Here is a 1,035-nt window from a genome sequence, read left to right as displayed (position 1 = left end):
CAATGGCACTCGCATGTAAACCAGATATCTTGATTTGTGATGAGCCAACGACGGCACTGGATGTAACGGTACAGGCGTCTATCCTTGAACTAATGAATGAACTTCAAGAAGAAACGGGCATGGCAATGATCTTCATTACCCATGATTTAGGCGTAGTAGCTGAAGTGTGTGATGACGTTGCGGTAATGTATGGTGGTCGTATTGTCGAAAAAGCGGAGATTTTTGAGCTGTTTGACAATCCGCAGCACCCTTACACGGAACGTTTGATGGGCTTAATGCCAAGCTTGGACAACGAACCTAAGCAGATGATTGATATCAAACCAATCGATGCCAGCATGTTTGCTAGCTAACTGGTGCAAAGTGAACAAGTCATAAAAGAGGATGTTATGGCCAAAGAAGTATTAAGAATTGAAAATCTTAAGCAGCACTTTGTATCTGGTAAAGGACTGTTTAAGAAGGGCTACACGATCAAAGCTGTAGACGGCGTTTCCTTGTCGGTTTCAGAAGGAGAAACATTGGGACTCGTTGGTGAATCTGGTTGTGGTAAAAGTACCTTAGGACGTACGATTCTAAAATTGTATGAGCCAACAGAAGGTAAGATTTTCTTTGAAGGCAAAGACATCACAAAGTTCTCTGTCAAAGAGATGCGCTCGTTGCGTAAAGACATGCAGATTGTCTTTCAGGATCCAATGGAGTCACTTAACCAGCGTCACACCATTGGTATGATTTTGGAAGAGCCGTATATCATCCATAAAATAGGCACTCCTGCAGAGCGTAAACAATGGGTGAAAGAGCTGTTGGTGAAAGTTGGCTTGCCTGAAACGGCTGTGAACCGTTATCCGCACGAATTCTCTGGTGGCCAGCGTCAGCGTATTGGTATTGCTCGTGCGATAGCACTGAAGCCAAAGCTGTTGATTTGTGATGAATCAGTATCTGCACTGGATGTATCGGTTCAGGCGCAAATTCTCAACTTGTTGCTGCAACTTCAACAAGAAATGAACCTTGCCATCATCTTCATCTCTCACGATTTGTCGG

General features: G+C 43.9%; 1 protein-coding gene and 1 pseudogene. Both read left to right on the top strand.

Annotation, left to right across the window (positions count from 1 at the left end):
- A pseudogene (locus R7E00_RS25160) lies at window positions 1-350 on the top strand (ABC transporter ATP-binding protein); the annotation flags it as partial.
- A 36-nt stretch (window positions 351-386) separates the two neighbouring features.
- Window positions 387-1,035 (top strand): dipeptide/oligopeptide/nickel ABC transporter ATP-binding protein (locus R7E00_RS25155; protein ID WP_318124932.1); only part of this gene is annotated, 649 nt, incomplete at its 3' end.

The sequence above is a fragment of the Vibrio sp. Vb1755 genome (assembly GCF_033338635.1).
GTDB classification, from domain to species: Bacteria; Pseudomonadota; Gammaproteobacteria; order Enterobacterales; family Vibrionaceae; genus Vibrio; species Vibrio alginolyticus.
The sequence above is the reverse complement of the archived record's forward strand: the minus strand, read 5'-3'. Positions and strand labels throughout refer to the sequence as shown.